The organism is Nocardioides zeae (genome assembly GCF_030818655.1).
Lineage (GTDB): Bacteria > Actinomycetota > Actinomycetes > Propionibacteriales > Nocardioidaceae > Nocardioides > Nocardioides zeae_A.
This window is the reverse complement of the sequence record NZ_JAUTAN010000001.1, coordinates 1,656,558-1,674,858: the sequence shown is the minus strand read 5'-3', so window position 1 is coordinate 1,674,858 and position 18,301 is coordinate 1,656,558. Positions and strand designations below refer to the sequence as shown.

The following is an 18,301-nucleotide window of genomic DNA, read 5'->3' as shown; positions in this document are numbered from 1 at the left end:
GTGGCCCCAGCGCCCCGTTTCCCGACGCGCTGAGGCCACGACTCCGCCCCCGGGAACACCCCCGACGGCCGCCGGGTTGCCCCACCATGCGAGCAGTCGTCTACACCGAGACCGGTCCGTCCTCCGTCCTGCGCCTCGTCGAGCGCGACGCCCCCGAGCCCGGTCCGGGCGAGGTGCGGGTCCGCGTCGTGACCGCCGGCGTCAACCCGACCGACTGGAAGTTCCGCGCGGTCATGGGGCCGACGCACGACGAGGTCGCCCCCGGCCAGGACGGTGCCGGGATCGTCGACGCCGTGGGCGAGGGCGTCGACCACCTGGCCGTCGGTGACCGGGTCTGGCTCTACCTCGCGCAGCACGAGAAGGGCATCGGCGCCGCGGCCGAGCTGACGGTGCAGGCCGCGGACCGCGTCGTACCGCTCCCCGACGGCGCGTCCTTCGACCTCGGGGCGAGCCTCGGCGTCCCCGCCGTCACGGCGCACCGCGCGCTGACCTCGGGTGACGTCACCCGTCTCGCGCCCGGTGCGCTGGCGGGCACCACCGTCCTCGTCGCGGGCGGGGCTGGTGCGGTGGGCAACGCCGCCATCCAGCTCGCCGTCTGGGCGGGCGCGACGGTCGTCACGACCGTGAGCAGTCCCGCGAAGGCCGCCCTGGCGCGCGCGGCCGGCGCCCAGCACGTCGTCGACTACCGCACGGAGGACGTCGTCGCCGCGGTCCGCGAGATCGCCCCGGACGGCGTCGACCTCGTCGTCGAGGTGGCCCCGGCCACCAACATCAGCATCGACCTGGCGGTCGTGCGCAACCACGGCACGGTGGCCTACTACGCCAACGACGGCGGCGACGAGGTCACCCTCCCCGTGCGGCAGGCGTTCGCGAAGAACCTGCGCCTGCAGGGCGTGTTCCTCTACCAGGTCGCGCCGCCGCTCCTGCGTGCCGCGGCGGAGGACGTCACGGCCGCGGTCGCCGCCGGCGCGCTCCGCGTGGGCGACGACGCGGGTCTCCCGCTGCACCACTTCCCGCTCGCGGAGCTCGCCGCCGCCCACGACGCCGTCGAGGGCGGGACCGTCGGCAAGGTGCTCGTGCAGGTCACCGAGGCCTGAGGAGCATCACCTCGGACCCGCGCCGAGCCGGTACGCCGCGGGCGGGCGTCCACGTGACGAGCACCGCCCGCGGCACACGTCGCAGGAGGGTCGGGCTGCTGCTAGAGTCCGGGCCGTTCGACATCCTTTAACGAGCCGTCCCGTGAGGCGGAGAAGGAGGTCACTGCAGGCATGCCTGCGACGACTGAGCCCGCCGTCGGCCCACCCGGCCGCACCGTCCTCGACGCCCGTGACATCGCCCGGGCGCTCACCCGCATCTCCCACGAGATCCTCGAGCGGAACAAGGGCCACGAGGGCCTCGTCCTCCTCGGTGTCCCGACCCGCGGCGTGGGCCTCGCCCAGCGCATCGCGGCCCGCATCGCGGAGACCGAGGGCGTGACGATCCCCGTCGGAGCCCTCGACATCACGCTCTACCGCGACGACCTGCGCCGCCACCCGGCCCGGGCGCCGCAGCCCACCGCGATCCCGGCGGGCGGCATCGACGGCAGGACCGTCGTGCTCGTCGACGACGTCCTCTACTCGGGGCGCACCGTGCGGGCCGCGCTCGACGCGCTCGCCGACATCGGCCGTCCGGCCGTCGTGCGGCTCGCGGTGCTCGTCGACCGCGGCCACCGCGAGCTGCCGATCCGCGCCGACCACGTCGGCAAGAACCTGCCGAGCGCCCGCAGCGAGCGGGTGATGGTGCGTCTCGAGGAGACCGACGGCCTCGACGTCGTGCGCATCGCCGACAGCCCGGACGCCGCGCGCCCGACCGAGGAGGTGGCCCGATGAAGAAGCACCTGCTCTCGTCCGAGGACCTGACGGCGGACGACATCGCGACCCTCTTCGCCACGGCGGCCGAGATGCACGACGTGCAGCGGCGCGAGGTCAAGAAGCTCCCGGCCCTCCGCGGCCGCACGATCATCAACCTGTTCTTCGAGGACTCCACCCGCACGCGCTCGAGCTTCGAGATCGCCGGCAAATGGCTCTCCGCGGACACGATCAACATCACCGGCAAGGGCTCCTCGGCCTCCAAGGGCGAGAGCCTGCGCGACACCGTGCTCACCATCGCCTCGATGGGCGTCGACGCGGTCGTCATGCGCCACGGCGCGAGCGGCGCGGCCCAGCAGGTGTCGCAGTGGATCGACGCGGCCGTGGTCAACGCCGGGGACGGCACCCACGAGCACCCGACGCAGGCCCTGCTCGACGCCTACGCGCTGTCCCGCCACTTCGGCGGCGACGGACGGCTCGGCAGCCTCGAGGGGCGGCACGTCGTGCTGGTCGGCGACCTCACCCACAGCCGGGTCTTCCGCAGCAACGTCATCACGCTGACGCGCCTCGGCGCGCAGGTGACGGTGGTGGCCCCGCCGACGCTCATGCCGTCGGGCATCGCCAGCTGGAGCGCCGCGGCGGGGTTCGCCACGTCGTACGACCTCGACGAGGTGCTCCCGAAGGCCGACGCCGTGATGATGCTGCGCGTCCAGAAGGAGCGGATGAGCGGCGGGTTCTTCCCGACCAGCCGGGAGTACACGGTCGGCTACGGCCTCACCCGGGATCGCCTGCGGGTGCTCGGGCCCGAGGTGCCGATCTGCCACCCCGGCCCGATGAACCGCGGCCTCGAGATCGCGGCCGACGCCGCCGACGCGGCGCAGTCGCTCATCCTCGAGCAGGTCTCCGCCGGCGTCGCCGTCCGCATGTCCGTCCTCTACCACCTGCTCGCCGGGGAGGGAACCGCATGACCCACCAGCCAGTCCTCGTGAGGGGCGCCTCGCTCCTGGGCGAGCAGAGCGCCGACGTCCTGCTGGTCGACGGCGTCATCGCGCAGGTCGGTACGGCGCGTGTCGACGCCCCCGCCGACACGCGGGTGGTGGAGGCCGACGGCCTCGTGCTGCTCCCGGGCCTCGTCGACCTCCACACCCACCTGCGCGAGCCCGGCCGCGAGGACGCGGAGACGGTCCGCACGGGCTCGGCGGCCGCGGCGCGCGGCGGCTACACCGCCGTCCTGGCGATGGCCAACACGAGCCCGGTGACCGACACGGCGGAGGCCGCGGAGCGCGTGCACGCGCTCGGCCGCGCCGCCGGCATCGTCGACGTGCAGCCGGTCGGTGCCGTCACCAAGGGCCTGCGGGGCGAGGAGCTCGCCGAGCTGGGGCTCATGGCCCGCAGCCGCGCCGGGGTCCGCGTGTTCTCCGACGACGGGAAGTGCGTCGCCGACGCCCGCGTGATGCGCCGGGCGCTGGAGTACGTGAAGGCCTTCGGCGGCGTCGTCTCCCCAGCACGCCCAGGAGCCCACGCTGGCCGGTGCGACCGCCTGCTGCCACGAGGGGGAGCTGTCCGGCCGCCTCGGGCTGCCGGGCTGGCCGGGGGTCGCGGAGGAGGTCATCGTCGCCCGCGACGTCATGCTCGCCCGCCACACCGGCAGCCGCGTGCACGTCGCCCACGCCTCGACGGCCGGCACCGTGGAGGTGCTGCGCTGGGCCAAGAGCCTGGGCATCCAGGTCACGGCGGAGGTCACGCCCCACCACCTGCTGCTGACGACCGACCTGCTCGGCGGCTACGACCCGACCTTCAAGGTCAACCCGCCGCTGCGTCCCGCGGAGGACGTGGAGGCGCTGCGCGACGCGCTGGCCGACGGCACGATCGACGCCGTCGCCACCGACCACGCCCCCCACGCGCGGCACGACAAGGAGCACGCCTTCGTCGACGCGGCCTTCGGCATGCTCGGCCTCGAGACCGCCCTCGGCGTGGTCGCCACGGTGATGGTCTCCTCGGGCCGGATGGGCTGGGGCGACGTCGCCCGGGTCATGTCGACGCGTCCGGCGGAGATCGCCGGGCTCGCGGGTCGCGGCAACCAGGGCCACGGACGGCCCGTCGCCGTCGGCGAGCCCGCCAACCTCACCCTCGTCGACCCGGCCGCCTCGGTCGTCGTCGACCGCGACGACTCGGCGTCGCTCTCCCGCAACAACCCCTGGCACGGCCGCACGCTCACCGCGGCGGTCCGTGCGACGTTCCTGCGCGGCACCCCCACCGTGCTGGACGGACAGCTCGTCGAGATCGGCGCCACCACGGAAGGAAGCCTCACATGAGCACCCCCGCCCTGCTCGTCCTCGAGGACGGACGCACGTTCCACGGCGAGGCCTACGGCGCGACCGGGGAGACCTTCGGCGAGGCGGTCTTCTCCACCGGCATGACCGGCTACCAGGAGACCCTCACCGACCCCTCCTACCACCGCCAGGTCGTCGTCATGACGGCCCCGCACGTCGGCAACACCGGCATGAACGACGAGGACCAGGAGTCGGCCCGCATCTGGGTCGCGGGCTACGTCGTGCGCGACCCCGCCCGGGTCTCGTCGAGCTGGCGCAGCCGGCGCACGCTCGACGACGAGCTGCGCGAGCAGGGCGTCGTCGGCATCTCCGGCGTCGACACCCGCGCCCTCACCCGCCACCTGCGCGAGCGCGGCGCCATGCGCGTCGGCATCTCCACGACCGAGACCGACCCCGCCCGCCTCCTCGAGCGCGTCCGCACCTCGGGCGAGATGGCGGGCACCGAGCTCTCCGACGAGGTCACGACCACGTCGGCGTACGTCGTGCCCGCGGTCGGCGAGAAGCGCTTCACCGTCGCCGCGGTCGATCTCGGCATCAAGGCCAACACGCCGCGCATGATGAGCGAGCGCGGCATCGAGGTGCACGTGCTGCCCGCGACCGCGTCCATCGACGACGTGCTGGCGGTGGGGGAGGACGGGCCCGACGGGCTCTTCTTCTCCAACGGCCCCGGCGACCCGGCGGCCACCACCGACCAGGTGGCGCTGCTGCAGGAGGCGCTCGGGCGCGACCTGCCGTACTTCGGGATCTGCTTCGGCAACCAGCTGTTCGGGCGGGCGCTCGGCTTCGGCACCTACAAGCTGAAGTACGGCCACCGCGGCATCAACCAGCCCGTCATGGACCGCACGACCGGCAAGGTCGAGGTGACGGCGCACAACCACGGCTTCGCCGTCGACGCCCCGCTCGAGGGCACGACCACGACCCCGTACGGCGCGGCGAGCGTCAGCCACGTCTGCCTCAACGACGACGTGGTCGAGGGCCTCGAGCTGCGCGACGGCGAGGGCGGGGCGCTCAAGAGCTTCTCGGTGCAGTACCACCCGGAGGCCGCCGCGGGGCCGCACGACGCGGCGTACCTGTTCGACCGTTTCCTCGACCTCATGAACGACCGGAGGGCCTGAACCATGCCGAAGCGCGACGACATCACGAGCGTCATGGTGATCGGGTCCGGCCCGATCGTGATCGGCCAGGCGTGCGAGTTCGACTACTCGGGCACGCAGGCGTGCCGGGTGCTCAAGGCCGAGGGGCTCCGGGTCGTCCTCGTGAACTCCAACCCGGCGACGATCATGACCGACCCCGAGTTCGCCGACGCGACCTACGTCGAGCCGATCACGCCCGAGTTCGTCGAGCGGGTCATCGCCAAGGAGCGCCCCGACGCGCTGCTCCCGACGCTGGGCGGCCAGACGGCCCTCAACGCGGCGATCGCGCTCCACGAGCGGGGCGTGCTGGAGAAGTACGGCGTCGAGATGATCGGCGCCAGCTTCGAGGCCATCCACCGCGGCGAGAACCGCGAGCAGTTCAACGCCATCGTGCACAAGGTGGGCGGCGAGGTCGCGCGCAGCATCGTCTGCAACGGCGAGGCGCTGGGCCCGGACGCCCCGAAGTCCGCGAAGGAGAAGCACGCCCTGGAGCGGGCCTTCGAGGCCGCCGAGCAGCTCGGCTACCCGGTCGTCATCCGCCCGTCGTTCACGATGGGCGGCACCGGCTCGGGCATCGCCTACGACGCCGACGACCTGGTGCGCATCGCCGGCTCCGGCTTCTCCGCCAGCCCGACGACCGAGGTCCTCATCGAGGAGTCGATCATCGGCTGGAAGGAGTACGAGCTGGAGGTGATGCGCGACAAGGCCGACAACGTCGTCATCGTCTGCTCCATCGAGAACCTCGACCCGATGGGCGTCCACACCGGCGACTCGATCACCGTCGCCCCGGCCATGACGCTGACGGACCGGGAGTACCAGCACCTCCGCGACCTCGCGATCGACATCATCCGCGAGGTCGGGGTCGACACCGGCGGCTGCAACATCCAGTACGCGGTGAACCCCGCCGACGGCCGCGTGATCGTCATCGAGATGAACCCGCGGGTCTCGCGCTCCAGCGCGCTGGCGTCGAAGGCGACGGGCTTCCCGATCGCGAAGATCGCGGCGAAGGTGGCGATCGGCTACACCCTCGACGAGATCCCCAACGACATCACCGCCGAGACGCCGGCGAGCTTCGAGCCCGCGCTCGACTACGTCGTCGTCAAGGTGCCGCGGTTCGCGTTCGAGAAGTTCCCCGGCGCCGACCCGCGCCTCACCACCCACATGAAGTCGGTGGGCGAGGCGATGGCGATCGGTCGCAACTTCACGGAGGCGCTGCAGAAGGCGCTGCGCTCGCTCGAGAGCAAGGACGCCGCCTTCGACTGGAGCCACCAGTGGGTGGACCTCGACAAGGAGGCCCTGCTCGCCGAGATCGCGGTGCCCCACGACGGCCGGCTCAGGAAGGTCATGGACGCCCTGCGGGCCGGTGCCACGCCCCAGGAGGTGGTCGAGGCCACGGGCATCGACCCGTGGTACGTCGACCAGCTCGTCCTCATCAACGAGGTCGCGGGCGAGATCGCGGCCGCGCCCGAGCTGACCGCGGCCGTGCTCCGCCGCGCCAAGCGCCACGGCTTCTCCGACGTGCAGATCGGCCGGATCCGCAACCTGGCGCCCGCCGTCGTGCGCGGGGTGCGCCACGCCCTGGGCGTGCGGCCGGTCTACAAGACGGTGGACACCTGCGCGGCCGAGTTCGCCGCGCGGACGCCCTACCACTACTCGTCCTACGACGAGGAGACCGAGATCGGGCCGCGCGAGCGGCCGGCCGTCATCATCCTGGGCTCCGGCCCGAACCGGATCGGTCAGGGCATCGAGTTCGACTACTCGTGCGTGCACGCGTCCCTGGCGCTCAGCGCGGCCAAGGACGGCGCGGGCCTGCCCGCCGGCGGCTACGACACGATCATGGTCAACTGCAACCCGGAGACGGTCTCGACCGACTACGACACCTCCGACCGGCTCTACTTCGAGCCGCTGACGCTCGAGGACGTCCTCGAGATCGTCCACGCCGAGCAGCAGGCCGGCCCCGTCGTCGGCGTCATCTGCCAGCTCGGCGGCCAGACGCCGCTCGGCCTGGCCCGCGGCCTGGAGGAGGCCGGCGTCCCGATCGTCGGCACGCAGCCGGCGGCCATCGACCTCGCCGAGGAGCGGGGCGCGTTCGGTCGCGTGCTCGCCGCCGCGGGGCTCACGGCCCCCAAGCACGGCACCGCGACGTCGTACGCCGAGGCGGAGGCCATCGCCGCCGAGATCGGCTACCCGGTCCTCGTCCGCCCGTCCTACGTGCTCGGCGGCCGCGGCATGGAGATCGTCTACGACGACGCGTCGCTCGAGGCCTACCTCGAGAAGTACGTCGCGGCGGGCCTCATCAGCCACGCGGCGCCCGTGCTCGTCGACCGGTTCCTCGACGACGCCATCGAGATCGACGTCGACGCGCTCTTCGACGGCGAGGAGCTGTTCCTCGGCGGGGTCATGGAGCACATCGAGGAGGCCGGCATCCACTCCGGCGACTCCTCCTGCGCGCTGCCGCCGATCACGCTCGGCGCCCGGGAGATCGGGCGGATCCGCCGGGCCACCGAGGCCATCGCGCGTGGCGTCGGGGTGCGGGGCCTCATCAACATCCAGTTCGCGCACGCCTCCGACATCCTCTACGTCCTCGAGGCGAACCCGCGGGCCTCCCGCACCGTCCCGTTCGTCTCCAAGGCGACGGCGACGCCGCTGGCGAAGGCCGCGGCGCGCGTGATGCTCGGCGAGTCGATCGCCGACCTGCGCGCGGCGGGCGTGCTGCCGGCGACCGGTGACGGCGGCACGCTGCCCGACGGCTGCCCGATCGCGGTCAAGGAGGCGGTCATGCCGTTCAACCGGTTCAAGACCCCCGACGGCCAGTTCGTCGACACGGTGCTCGGTCCGGAGATGAAGTCCACGGGCGAGGTGATGGGCTTCGACGCCGACTTCGGCACCGCGTTCGCGAAGTCCCAGGCGGCGGCGTTCGGGTCGCTGCCCAGCGGCGGCAAGGTGTTCGTGTCGATGGCCAACCGCGACAAGCGCGCCATGGTGTTCCCCATCAAGGTGCTCGCCGACCTCGGCTTCGAGATCGTCGCCACCCAGGGCACCGCCGAGGTGCTGCGCCGCAACGGCGTCGCGGCCACCGTCGTGCGCAAGCAGCACGAGGGGCCCGGTCCGAACGGGGAGCCCACCACGGTGCAGCTCATCGACGACGGCGAGATCCAGCTCATCGTCAACACCCCGTACGGCGCGGCCGGAGCCGAGTCGCCCTCCGGGGGTGGCGACGAGCCGGCGCTCGGGACGGGCGGGCAGGTGCGTCTCGACGGCTACGACATCCGCACCGCCGCGATCAAGGCCAACGTCCCCTGCATCACGACCGTGCAGGGCCTCGGCGCCGCGGTCCAGGGCATCGAGGCGCTGCGCCGGGGCGACATCGGCGTGCGCAGCCTGCAGGAGTGGGCCGCCGTGCTGCAGCCCTCGGCCGGCTCGGCCGGCTCGGCCGGCTCGGCCGGCTGAGGGGGCGCACGGTGGGCACCTACGACCTGCTCTTCGACAAGGTCCTGACCCGCACCGACCCGGAGCAGGCGCACCACGCCTCGTTCCCGGGCGATCCGGGCGGCGGGCCCGGCCCTGCGCGCGGCGCGCCTCGCGCCGCGTGCGGGCGCGGGAGCCGTCGAGGTGATGGGGCTGCGCTTCCCGCACCGGTTCGGCCTCGCTGCCGGCTTCGACAAGAACGCCGTCGGCATCGACGCCCTCGGGGCGCTCGGCTTCGGGCACGTCGAGATCGGGACGGTCACGGCGCTCGCCCAGCCGGGCAACCCCACCCCGCGCCTGTTCCGGCTCACCGAGGACCGGGCGATCCTCAACCGGATGGGCTTCAACAACGACGGCGCCGCGGCGGTCGCGCAGCGGCTGGCGGTGCGGGCCGAGAAGCTCGACCGGGCCGGGCGCCGCCCCGAGCTGGTCCTCGGCGTCAACATCGGCAAGTCGAAGATCGTGCCGGAGGACGACGAGGCGGCGGTGCTGGCCGACTACGGCTCGTCGACGCGTCTCCTCGCGCCCTACGCCGACTACCTGGTCGTCAACGTCTCCTCCCCGAACACGCCCGGTCTGCGCACCCTGCAGGCCGTCGAGCGGCTGGCGCCCCTGCTGGAGCACGTGCGGCGCACGGCGGACACCGCCAGCCCGGACCGCCGGGTGCCGCTCGTCGTGAAGATCGCGCCCGACCTCGCCGACGAGGACGTGCTGGCGGTCGCCGACCTCGCCATGGCCCAGGGCCTCGACGGGGTGATCGCCACCAACACGACCGTCCGCCGCGACGGGCTGCGCACGCCCGCGGCCGAGGTCGAGGCGCTCGGCGCGGGCGGGATCTCCGGGGTCCCCGTGGCCACGCGCTCGCGCGAGGTCCTGCGGCTGCTCCGCGAGCGGCTCGACGGGCCGGCCCTCGTCTCCGTCGGGGGCATCGACACCCCCGCGGAGGCCCTGGCGCGGGTGCAGGCCGGCGCCGACCTCGTGCAGCTCTACACGGCGTTCGTCTACGGCGGGCCGCTGCTGCCGCAGCACATCGCCCGACGGCTCGCCGCGTTCGACGCCGCACGCTGAGCGCGACCCGCCCCACCGCCGTACCCCTGCCCCTCGACACCAGGAGCGCTCCGTGACCTCTGCCCCTCCCTTCGGGACCCGCCTCGCCGCCGCGGTCGCCGACCGCGGCCCCCTGTGCGCCGGCATCGACCCGCACCCGCGGCTCCTCGAGTCGTGGGGGCTGGACGTCACCCCGGCGGGCCTGGAGCGGTTCGCGAGGACGGCGGCGGAGGCGCTGGGCGGCACGTGCGCCGTGGTGAAGCCGCAGTCGGCGTTCTTCGAGCGGTTCGGCAGCGCGGGCATCGCCACGCTCGAGCGCACGATCGCCGACCTGCGGGCCGGGGGAGCGCTGGTGCTGCTCGACGTGAAGCGGGGCGACATCGGCTCGACGTCGCAGGCGTACGCCGACGCCTACCTCGACCCGGCGTCGCCACTGGCGTGCGACGCCATCACGGCGAGCCCCTACCTGGGCTTCGGCTCCCTGCGGCCGATGGTGGAGACCGCCGAGCGGTTCGGGGCCGGGCTCTTCGTGCTGGCGCTGACGTCCAACCCGGAGGCGTCGACGGTGCAGTCCGCGCAGCGGCGGGGACGCTCGGTCGCCGCGGAGGTGCTGGAGGAGCTGCGCGTGCTCAACGCCGGGGCGGAGCCGCTCGGCTCCTTCGGCGCGGTCGTGGGGGCCACCATCGCCGGCGTCGACGCCGCCGCGGGGGAGTCGCTGGCCATCAACGGCCCGCTGCTCGCGCCCGGCGTCGGGGCCCAGGGCGGGACGGCGGCGGACGTGCAGCGGATCTTCGGCGACGAGGTGCGGCGGGTCCTGCCGAGCTCGTCGCGGGAGGTGCTCGCCGCCGGACCCGGCCCGCGGGCGCTCGCCGACGCGGCCCGTCGCTTCAACGACACCTTCCGCGCCGCCTGGTCCTGAGGCCGGTCCGGCGCCGATTGCCACCCGCGCGGGCGCGTGGCTAGATTGGCGCTTCGTTCCACGACCCATCTCGACGCGAGGATCCGCCCGTGGCCCTGCCCCCGCTCACCCCCGAACAGCGCCAGGCTGCCCTGGCCAAGGCCGCAGCGTCGCGCCGTGAACGGGCCGAGGTCAAGAATCGTCTGAAGACCGCGGGGGCGACGATCTCCGAGGTGCTGCGGGACCGCGAGGGCAACGAGGTCATCGCCAAGATGCGGGTCTTCGACCTGCTGCAGTCGATGCCGGGCGTCGGCAAGGTGCGCGCGAAGCAGATCATGGAGCGCCTCCAGATCGCGGAGAGCCGCCGGGTGCGCGGGCTCGGGGCCAAGCAGGTCGCGGCGCTCGAGGCCGAGTTCGCCCCGGGCGACTGATCCGGTGGTCCATCCTCTCGACGGCCCGGCCGACGGCTCCGCCGGCCGCTCCCGCCTCGTCGTGCTCGCCGGTCCCACCGCGGTCGGCAAGGGCACGGTCGCGGCCCACGTGCGCGCCCACCACCCCGAGGTCTGGATCTCGGTGTCGGCGACGACGCGCAAGCCCCGCCCCGGCGAGGTGCACGGGGTGCACTACCTCTTCGTGAGCGACGAGGAGTTCGACCGGATGGTCGAGCAGGACGAGCTGCTCGAGTGGGCGGTCGTGCACAAGGCGGCGCGCTACGGCACACCGCGTGGCCCCGTCGAGGCCGCCCTCGAGGCGGGTCGCCCCGCCATGCTCGAGATCGACCTGCAGGGCGCGCGGCAGGTGCGCCGCACCGCGCCCGACGCCTACTTCGTGTTCCTCAAGCCGCCGAGCTGGGAGGAGCTGGTGCGCCGGCTCGTCGGTCGCGGCACCGAGACCCCGGAGGAGCGGGAGCGCCGGCTCGAGACGGCCCGCACCGAGCTGGCCGCCGAGGCGGAGTTCGACCACACCATCGTGAACACGGAAGTTCCGGCCGCCGCCGAAGAGTTGGTACGATGCATGACTGCGCCTGCTCAGGCGCGCTGATCCAACCCCGACCGACTTGTGAGGCTGTTGCGTGTCTGCCCCTGAAATCGCCGCCGTGGGCGTGACGAACCCGCCGATCGACGACCTGCTGACGAAGACCGACAGCAAGTACCAGCTGGTGCTCTACGGTGCCAAGCGCGCGCGGCAGATCAACGCGTACTACTCCCAGCTGGGCGAGGGCCTGCTGGAGTACGTGGGTCCGCTCGTCGACACCCACGTGCAGGAGAAGCCGCTGTCGATCGCGCTCCGCGAGATCAACGCCGACCTCCTGACCTGCGAGGACGTCGACCCGGCCGAGCTCGCCGCGGAGGAGGCCGCCAAGAAGGCCGCCGCCGTCGAGTCGCCCTTCGGCGCCGAGTGACCTCCGGTCACACCCCCTGCTGAATCCGATGCCGCCGTCCGACCCGAGCCCGTCCGTGCCCAAGCCGCGCGTGGTGCTCGGCGTCGGGGGCGGCATCGCGGCGTACAAGGCCTGTGAGGTCCTGCGCCGCTTCTCCGAGTCCGGCCACGACGTGACGCCGGTCCCGACCGCGAGCGCGCTCGAGTTCGTCGGTGCGCCGACGTGGGCCGCCCTGTCCGGCAAGCCCGTCGCGAGCGACGTGTGGAGCCAGGTGCACGAGGTGCCCCACGTGCGCATCGGCCAGACGGCCGACCTCGTCGTCGTGGCGCCGGCCACGGCGGACCTTCTGGCCAAGGCCGCCCACGGCCTGGCAGACGACCTGCTCACCAACACGCTGCTGACGGCGCGGTGCCCCGTCGTCATGGCGCCCGCGATGCACACCGAGATGTGGGAGCACCCCGCGACGCAGGCCAACGTCGCGACGCTGCGCTCGCGCGGCATCGTCGTGCTCGACCCCGCCGAGGGTCGGCTCACCGGCAAGGACACCGGCAAGGGTCGGCTCCCCGAGCCCGTCGAGATCGTCGAGGTCGCGCTGGACGTGCTGACGCGGTCCCGCACCGGGGCGGCGGTCGCCGACCTGGCGGGACGGCGCGTGCTCGTGTCGGCCGGCGGCACGCGGGAGTACCTCGACCCCGTCCGCTTCCTCGGCAACCGCTCGTCGGGCCGGCAGGGCTACGCGCTCGCGCGGGCCGCCGTCGCCCGGGGCGCCGAGGTCACGCTCGTGGCGGCCAACGTGGACCTGCCCGACCCGGCCGGCGTCACCGTCGTGCGGGTCGAGACCACGGAGCAGCTGCGGGACGCCGTCGTGGCGGGCGCCAAGGACGCGGACGCCGTCGTCATGGCCGCCGCGCCGGCCGACTTCCGGCCCTCGTCCTTCAGCGACGCCAAGATCAAGAAGCGCGCGGACGGGTCGGCCGCCCCGCTCGAGCTCGTGCAGAACCCGGACATCCTCGCGGCCATCTCCCACGAGCGGGCCCGCGTCGGCTCCGTCGTCGTGGGGTTCGCCGCCGAGACCGGCGACGCCACCGGCTCCGTGCTCGACCTCGGTCGCGCCAAGCTCGCCCGGAAGGGCTGCGACCTCCTCGTCGTCAACGACGTCAGCGGGGGAGCCGTCTTCGGCAGCACCGAGAACGAGGCGGTCATCCTGGCCGCCGACGGTGCCAGCGTCGAGGTGCCGCGGGCAGCGAAGGGCGTGCTGGCCCACGCCATCTGGGACCAGGTCGCCGCGCGGCTCTGAGACCGGGCCGCCGGCGCCGGCGATGTCCACGCGTCGGGACGCCTGCCCGGATGCTGGCGCTCGCCCAGCGCGCGACTATGGTTTCGGCGGGCGCGACCGCGCGCCCGGACAGCCTCGTCGAGTGGGAGTGAGTGACCGTGCCTGGACGTCTCTTCACGTCGGAGTCGGTGACCGAGGGTCACCCGGACAAGATCGCTGACCAGATCAGCGACACCGTCCTCGACTACCTCCTGGCGAACGACGACGACAAGCGCAACCTCCGGGTCGCGGTCGAGACGCTCCTGACGACGGGTCTCGTCGTCGTGGCGGGCGAGGTGCGCACGAACGCCTACGCCCCCGTCGCCGACCTCGTGCGCCGCAAGATCCTCGAGATCGGCTACGACTCGTCGGAGAAGGGCTTCGACGGCGCGTCCTGCGGCGTGCAGGTGGCCATCGGCGGTCAGTCCGCCGACATCGCCCAGGGCGTCGACGACGGCCACGAGTCCCGCGTGGGCTCCTCGACCGACGAGCTCGACAAGCAGGGCGCGGGCGACCAGGGCCTCATGTTCGGCTACGCGAGCGACGACACCCCCGAGCTCATGCCGCTGCCCATCACCATCGCGCACCGGCTCTCCGAGCGCCTCTCGGCGGTGCGCAAGGACGGCACGCTGGCCTACCTGCGTCCCGACGGCAAGACCCAGGTGACGATCGAGTACGACGAGCAGGACCGCCCGGTACGCATCGACACCGTCGTGCTGTCCACGCAGCACGCGCCCGACGTCGACCTCGCCCGGCTCGAGGCCGACATCAAGGAGCACGTCATCGAGCCCGTGCTGGGCTCCTTCGACATCCCGTCCGACGGCTACCGCCTGCTCGTGAACCCGACCGGCGTCTTCGTCGTCGGTGGTCCGATGGGCGACGCCGGCCTGACCGGCCGCAAGATCATCGTCGACACCTACGGCGGCATGGCCCGCCACGGCGGCGGCGCCTTCTCGGGCAAGGACCCGTCGAAGGTGGACCGCTCCGCGGCGTACGCCATGCGCTGGGTCGCCAAGAACGTCGTCGCCGCGGGCCTGGCCCGTCGCGCCGAGGTGCAGGTGGCTTACGCGATCGGCAAGGCGCAGCCCGTGGGCGTCTTCGTGCAGACGTTCGGCACCGGTGTCGTCTCCGACGAGGTCATCCAGAAGGCCGTCCTCGAGGTGTTCGACCTCCGTCCCGCCGCCATCATCCGCGACCTCGACCTGCTCCGTCCGATCTACTCGCTGACCTCGGCGTACGGCCACTTCGGTCGGGAGCTGCCCGAGTTCACCTGGGAGCGCACCGACCGCGCCGACGCGCTGCGCGCGGCGGCGGGCATCTGAGCACGCTGGACTCCTCGTGAGTGACGGGGGCGGGCACGACGCGTACGGCGGCGGCCTGCCCCCGTCGCACGTCACGGGCCCGTCGGTCGCCGCCGCGGACGAGCTGCGGGAGGGGGCGCCGCGGCACGCCCGTGGCTTCGCGACCTGGATGCCGGACGGCACCACGGTGCCGTGGCTGGGGCTCGAGGTGGCGGCGTACGGCCGGCACCCCGCCGTCCAGGACGCCCTCGACCCGCGGCGCCGCTGGCGACGGCGGGCGGACGCGCTGCCCGTGGCCGGGCTGTGGGCGCTGACGCTGCTCGCCGTGCTCGGTGCGGTCCTGACGGGCACGCTGCTGGGCGGCGAGGCCGGGTACGGCGCGCCCTCGGCCGCCGTCGCCGACCGGTGGGCCGCGGTGGCGGCGACCGTCGGCGGGCTGGCGCTGCTCGCGCGCACGGCGAGCTGGGTCGTGACACGGGCCGCGGGTCGGTGGCCCCGGGCGTACGACCTCGTGGTGGCGGTGGTGGCCGTCGTCGCGCTCCACGGCCTGGTGTCGCTCGGGTGGATGGTGAGCACGCAGCGGTGGACGCCCGCCGTGGTGGTGCCGGTGGCGCTGTCGCTGGCGCTGGCGGTGGTCGCCGGGGTGCTCGTGGGCACGGGGCGGTCACCGCTCGACGGGCCGGCGTCCGCGCCCGGTGATCCGCGGCGTCTCGCGGCGGCGCTTCCCGAGCGTGAGCAGGTCCGGGTGCGCCGCGACCTCGACGCCGCGCTCGACGAGCTGGAGCGGCGGGGGCTGGCCAGCCCGGCGACCCTTGCGCGGGCCCGTGCGGCCGAGCTCGGCGGGCTCGCCGACGCGGCGTTGCGGCGGGGCCGCGGACGCCGCTGAGCCGTGCCGGGGTCGCCCTGGGTCGTGGCCCCAACGAGCCGTTTTCCGTGGCGCTGGGGCCACGCCGCCGGTCATCCCCAGGGAGAGCCGCCCCACGCTGCGGACTGTCGGCGGCGCACGGTAGACCTGTCCCCGTGACCGCCGACGCCCACGAGCAGCCCGAGCAGGGCTCGTTGCTGCCCGAGCTGCGGGAGACGGTGCGGGAGGCCCGTACGGCGACGCAGCGCGCGGCCGCGAAACGGCGCACCGAGGTGGAGCCCTCCGAGGTCGATCCGGTTGCCCAGGTGCTGGTCGACGTGCCGCTGGCCCACCTCGACCGGCCGTTCGACTACCTGGTGCCCGCCGGGATGGCGGAGACGGCACAGCCGGGCGTGCGGGTGAAGGTCCGCTTCGCGGGACAGGACGTCGACGGCTTCGTCGTGGCCCGTCGCGCGGAGTCCGAGCATCCGCGACTGCTGCCGTTGCGCCGGGTCGTGAGTCCTGAGCGGGTGCTGCTCCCCGAGGTCGCGGCGTTGACGGCGGCGGTGGCGGAGCGGTACGCCGGGGCGCGGGCCGACGTGCTCCGCCTGGCGGTCCCGCCGCGCCACGCGACGACGGAGAAGGCGCCGCCGGGTGCGGTGCCTCCGGCGTTGACGTCGGCTGACGGCGAGCGGCGCCTCGCAGCGGCGACGGCGGCCTGGGGCGACCACGAGCACGGTGCGGTCTTCTGCGAGCACCTGGCGCGCGGCGGCTCGCCGCGCGCCGTGTGGACGGCAGGCCCGGCCGTCGACTGGCCGGCGCTGGTCGCGCACGCGGCGGCGGTCGTCGAGGCGTCCGGTCGCGGGGTGATCGTCTGCGTGCCGGACGGACGCGACCTCGACCGGGTCGACGCTGCCCTCACGGCGCTGCTCGGCGAGGGCCGCCACGTGGCGCTGCGGGCCGACGCCGGCCCCGCTGCCCGCTACCGGGACTTCCTCGCCGTCAGCCGGGGCCAGCGGCGGGTCGTCGTCGGCACGCGGGCGGCGATCTGGGCCCCGGTCCACGACCTCGGCCTCGTCGTCGTGTGGGACGACGGCGACGACCTGCACGCCGAGCCGCGGGCGCCGTACCCCCACGTCCGCGAGGTCGCCGCCCTCCGCGCCGAGCGTGCCGGTGCGGCGGCGCTGATCGGGGCGCACGCGTGCTCGGTGGAGGCCCTGGGGCTGCTGCGGAGCGGCTGGGCGCGGCCGATCGCGATGACCCGGTCGACCCTCCGGGAACGTGTGCGTGTGAGCATCGCGGGGGCGACCGACCGCGAGCTGGAGCGGGACCCGTTCGCGCGGAGCGTCCGCGTGCCCACGGCGGCCCGCGACCTCGTCCGGCGTGGCGTCGCCAGCGGGCCGGTGCTGGTGCAGACGCCGCGGTCGGGGTACGCCGCGGGGCTGGCCTGCGAGCGGTGTCGCACGCCGGCGCGGTGCGCCGCGTGCACGGGTCCGCTGCACCAGTCCTCGCCGACCTCGCCCCCGTCGTGCCGGTGGTGCGGCACGCCCGAGCCGCGGTGGGCGTGCGGTGTCTGCGGTCATCGCGGCCTCCGCGCCCCGGCCGTCGGGCAGGAGCGCACGGCCGAGGAGCTGGGGCGTGCCTTCCCCGGCGTCACCGTGCGCACGTCGGCGGCCGACCACGTGCTGGCGGAGGTCGACGGCAGCCCGGCGATCGTCGTGGCCACCCCGGGGGCCGAACCGGTCGCGGAGGGCGGCTACGCCGGGGTGCTGCTGCTCGACACGTGGCTCGCACTGGCGCGGGTCGACCTGCGCACGGGGGAGGAGGCCCTGCGCCGCTGGCTCAACGTGGCCGCCCTCGTGCGGCCGGGGGGCGAGGTGGTCGTGGTGGGTGACGCTGCGCAGCCGGCGTTGCAGGCGCTGGTGCGCTGGGACCCGCTCGGCTTCGCGGAGCGCGAGGCGGCCGAGCGGGCCGCCGCCCACCTGCCGCCCGCGGCCCGGCTCGCGACGGTGACGGGGGAGGAGGCGGCCGTGGCGGCCTATCTGGAGCACCTCGCCGTCCCGCCCCCCGTCGAGGTGCTCGGCCCGGTCCCGGTGCCCGGTCGGCCGGGCGCGCCGGTCGGGGACGACCCGCCCGAGGTGCGCGCGGTGGTGCGGGTGCCGGCCCGGGACGGCGCGGCCCTGGCCGCCGGGCTGGGGGCAGCGTCCCGCGAGCGCTCGGCGCGCAAGCTCGACGCCGTCCGCGTCCAGGTGGACCCCCCGTCGCTCTAGCCCGGCTTGCGTTCGTGCGTCGAGTTGGGTTGGACGGCGCGGCGGGTGCGTCGAGTTGGGTTGGACGGCGCGGCGGGTGCGTCGAGTTGGGTTGTACGGCGCGGCGGGTGCGTCGAGTTGGGTTGGACGGCGCGGCGGGGGCGTCGAGTTGGGTTGGACGGCGCGGCGAGCGCGTCGAGGTGGGTCGGACGGCGCGGCGGGTGCGTCGAGTTGGGTCGGACGGCGCGGCGGGTGCGTCGAGGTGGGTCGGACGGCGCGGCGGGTGCGTCGAGGTGGGTTGGACGGCGCGGCGGGTGCGTCGAGGTGGGTCGGACGGCGCGGCGGGGGCGTCGAGTTGTCAGTACGCCGCGGTGCAGCCGGGAGCTCGTCGCTGCGTACGTGACAACTCATCCACAGATCACCACCGAGAGGTGGTTATCGCACACATGTTCGACTAAAGTGGGGCCATGGATCGGGGGACCCAA

Annotated in this window: 14 protein-coding genes and 1 pseudogene; all 15 read left to right on the top strand. The window is 74.3% G+C overall.

Annotation, left to right across the window (positions count from 1 at the left end; all coding sequences use genetic code 11):
- Window positions 1-86: 86 nt before the first annotated feature.
- The 15 genes and pseudogenes from QE405_RS08010 to QE405_RS07940 all read left to right on the top strand — a co-directional run bounded on the left by QE405_RS08010 (window position 87) and on the right by QE405_RS07940 (window position 17,837).
- Complete coding sequence (locus QE405_RS08010; RefSeq protein WP_307199667.1) at window positions 87-1,097, top strand: NADPH:quinone reductase; 1,011 nt, start codon at window positions 87-89, stop codon at window positions 1,095-1,097.
- Between the two features lie 171 nt (window positions 1,098-1,268).
- Window positions 1,269-1,868: a bifunctional pyr operon transcriptional regulator/uracil phosphoribosyltransferase PyrR gene (pyrR, locus tag QE405_RS08005; RefSeq protein ID WP_307199666.1), complete on the top strand. Its 600-nt coding sequence runs from the start codon at window positions 1,269-1,271 to the stop codon at window positions 1,866-1,868.
- On the top strand, window positions 1,865-2,815 hold the full coding sequence (locus QE405_RS08000; protein ID WP_307199665.1) for an aspartate carbamoyltransferase catalytic subunit: 951 nt from the start codon (window positions 1,865-1,867) through the stop codon (window positions 2,813-2,815). Before pyrR ends, QE405_RS08000 begins: the two co-directional genes overlap by 4 nt.
- Window positions 2,812-4,162: pseudogene (locus QE405_RS07995) on the top strand (dihydroorotase). Before QE405_RS08000 ends, QE405_RS07995 begins: the two are co-directional and overlap by 4 nt.
- The gene (gene carA, locus QE405_RS07990) at window positions 4,159-5,295 is read left to right on the top strand and encodes a glutamine-hydrolyzing carbamoyl-phosphate synthase small subunit (protein ID WP_307199664.1); all 1,137 of its coding nucleotides are present in this window, start codon (window positions 4,159-4,161) and stop codon (window positions 5,293-5,295) included. The pseudogene QE405_RS07995 and the gene carA overlap by 4 nt, the downstream one beginning before the upstream one ends.
- Before the next feature lie 3 nt (window positions 5,296-5,298).
- Window positions 5,299-8,763 carry a carbamoyl-phosphate synthase large subunit gene (gene carB, locus QE405_RS07985; RefSeq protein ID WP_307199663.1) on the top strand — a complete coding sequence of 1,155 codons (3,465 nt, stop codon included), beginning with the start codon at window positions 5,299-5,301 and terminating at the stop codon, window positions 8,761-8,763.
- Between the two features lie 165 nt (window positions 8,764-8,928).
- Window positions 8,929-9,849: a quinone-dependent dihydroorotate dehydrogenase gene (locus tag QE405_RS07980; RefSeq protein ID WP_307199662.1), complete on the top strand. Its 921-nt coding sequence runs from the start codon at window positions 8,929-8,931 to the stop codon at window positions 9,847-9,849.
- A gap of 52 nt (window positions 9,850-9,901) precedes the next feature.
- The gene (gene pyrF / locus QE405_RS07975) at window positions 9,902-10,747 is read left to right on the top strand and encodes an orotidine-5'-phosphate decarboxylase (RefSeq protein WP_307199661.1); all 846 of its coding nucleotides are present in this window, start codon (window positions 9,902-9,904) and stop codon (window positions 10,745-10,747) included.
- Window positions 10,748-10,836: 89 nt separating this feature from the next.
- Window positions 10,837-11,157, top strand: a complete 321-nt coding sequence (gene mihF / locus QE405_RS07970; protein ID WP_163772848.1) for an integration host factor, actinobacterial type — start codon at window positions 10,837-10,839, stop codon at window positions 11,155-11,157.
- 4 nt (window positions 11,158-11,161) lie between these two features.
- Window positions 11,162-11,767 carry a guanylate kinase gene (gene gmk / locus QE405_RS07965; protein ID WP_307199660.1) on the top strand — a complete coding sequence of 202 codons (606 nt, stop codon included), beginning with the start codon at window positions 11,162-11,164 and terminating at the stop codon, window positions 11,765-11,767.
- A gap of 31 nt (window positions 11,768-11,798) precedes the next feature.
- Window positions 11,799-12,128: a DNA-directed RNA polymerase subunit omega gene (gene rpoZ, locus QE405_RS07960; RefSeq protein WP_163772846.1), complete on the top strand. Its 330-nt coding sequence runs from the start codon at window positions 11,799-11,801 to the stop codon at window positions 12,126-12,128.
- 28 nt (window positions 12,129-12,156) lie between these two features.
- Window positions 12,157-13,404, top strand: coding sequence for a bifunctional phosphopantothenoylcysteine decarboxylase/phosphopantothenate--cysteine ligase CoaBC (coaBC, locus tag QE405_RS07955; RefSeq protein WP_373459447.1), 1,248 nt, complete (start codon window positions 12,157-12,159; stop codon window positions 13,402-13,404).
- Between the two features lie 137 nt (window positions 13,405-13,541).
- Window positions 13,542-14,744 carry a methionine adenosyltransferase gene (gene metK, locus QE405_RS07950; protein WP_307199658.1) on the top strand — a complete coding sequence of 401 codons (1,203 nt, stop codon included), beginning with the start codon at window positions 13,542-13,544 and terminating at the stop codon, window positions 14,742-14,744.
- A gap of 16 nt (window positions 14,745-14,760) precedes the next feature.
- Window positions 14,761-15,609, top strand: coding sequence for a hypothetical protein (locus QE405_RS07945; protein WP_307199657.1), 849 nt, complete (start codon window positions 14,761-14,763; stop codon window positions 15,607-15,609).
- A 134-nt stretch (window positions 15,610-15,743) separates the two neighbouring features.
- On the top strand, window positions 15,744-17,837 hold the full coding sequence (locus QE405_RS07940) for a primosomal protein N' (RefSeq protein ID WP_307199656.1): 2,094 nt from the start codon (window positions 15,744-15,746) through the stop codon (window positions 17,835-17,837).
- Window positions 17,838-18,301 lie beyond the last annotated feature (464 nt).

What these genes read in the sequence shown, in the direction of transcription:
- QE405_RS08010 (WP_307199667.1), top strand. Translation starts at nt 87, where the DNA reads ATGCGAGCAGTCGTCTACACCGAGACCGGTCCGTCCTCCGTCCTGCGC.
- pyrR (WP_307199666.1), top strand. Translation starts at nt 1,269, where the DNA reads ATGCCTGCGACGACTGAGCCCGCCGTCGGCCCACCCGGCCGCACCGTC.
- QE405_RS08000 (WP_307199665.1), top strand. Translation starts at nt 1,865, where the DNA reads ATGAAGAAGCACCTGCTCTCGTCCGAGGACCTGACGGCGGACGACATC.
- carA (WP_307199664.1), top strand. Translation starts at nt 4,159, where the DNA reads ATGAGCACCCCCGCCCTGCTCGTCCTCGAGGACGGACGCACGTTCCAC.
- carB (WP_307199663.1), top strand. Translation starts at nt 5,299, where the DNA reads ATGCCGAAGCGCGACGACATCACGAGCGTCATGGTGATCGGGTCCGGC.
- QE405_RS07980 (WP_307199662.1), top strand. Translation starts at nt 8,929, where the DNA reads ATGGGGCTGCGCTTCCCGCACCGGTTCGGCCTCGCTGCCGGCTTCGAC.
- coaBC (WP_373459447.1), top strand. Translation starts at nt 12,157, where the DNA reads ATGCCGCCGTCCGACCCGAGCCCGTCCGTGCCCAAGCCGCGCGTGGTG.